The organism is Bartonella sp. AA56HLJMS (assembly GCF_042197145.1).
GTDB lineage: Bacteria > Pseudomonadota > Alphaproteobacteria > Rhizobiales > Rhizobiaceae > Bartonella.
Genome location: NZ_JBHIRL010000082.1, coordinates 1 through 1163, shown reverse-complemented (window position 1 = coordinate 1163; position 1163 = coordinate 1). Strand labels below are relative to the sequence as shown.

Below are 1163 nucleotides of genomic sequence, written 5' to 3'. Positions count from 1 at the left end.
TCATCAAAAGCACCAAGCATGGGTGCGCCACTTTGCCAACGAGGGCTGTCTAAAGAAGCCGGTAATGTCTCAAGATTGATCGAGATCTCATCTAACTGTTCTAAAGTATAACCTGTCGTAAATACTGGAAACAACGTGAAAGGTTTTCCCTGTAGCGTCGACCATTTCTGCAATCCCCAATCATAGACAAAGGTCGTTTGCTCGTTATTACCTCTTTTTAAGGACCAGTAAATCCGGTTATCAATGGGGTCTATAACCCCTTGCATCTCATCAAGAGCAAACTTATCAAAGGTTTTAAAAACCGTTCTATCAACCTTCTCAAAGCCTATCGGCAAAAGTTGACCATCAGCACTGATCTGATAAAAGCCACCATCACCAGCAAAAAAAGCATCACTCCCGCGACACGCTATAGAGGCTGCACTGCGGGATCCACGCTTGTCTTGAAGCTTTTGAAAAATAAAGGGGACTTTAGAGCCTAGCGTAAAACAACCAGCATAAATAGCAGAACGCAAAAAAACGAGGGGATTGCTCGATTCCGTTGCCCCTTGAACATATTCTCCATCATTAAAATTATGATAATAACAATCTTTATCACCTACCGTCCAATGAGTTGCATCATTCAAACCCGACCAATGGATGCGATTGGGATGATCTGTTAATTGCATCAAACAAACAAAATCACCCCAAACCTTCACCAATCCTGCTTTCGGGGGATTGCCTCCTAAATCTTCAAACCGTTCAGAGCTATGAGTATTAAAGACTTGTGGTTTATCATTTTTATTCACCGCAATAATAGTTTCACCAAATAATGCAAACGACCATTTATTCTCTTCATTTGCTTGATAGGTCACACCACTTTGACTTATGTCTTTCCAACCCTGCGTTTGACTATCATAACTGTAAAGCTTTTTGGCTCCTCCTACGATTATCTTAACACCATTGCCACTTCTAAAGGCTATGTACCCCAACGGCTTTTCTTCTAAAGCATGAGACACTACCACTGCATTAGGCATCGGAATATAACAGCCATCAGCCGGTAAAACATTCACAAGCGTATCCGTAAAGCTACCGTTGACGACCGAAACATCTGGTCTGTAATCAGCGATTGGAAAATAAACCATATTAGAAATCCGTCGGAATTATTCGAGTGACGTTATGACGTT

At 41.6% G+C, this 1163-nt stretch carries 1 protein-coding gene; it reads right to left on the bottom strand.

The annotated features are described in order from the left end of the window. On the bottom strand, window positions 1-1121 hold a 1121-nt coding region (locus ACFINI_RS09945), incomplete at its 3' end, for a hypothetical protein (RefSeq protein ID WP_375648038.1). Between the last annotated feature and the right edge of the window lie 42 nt (window positions 1122-1163).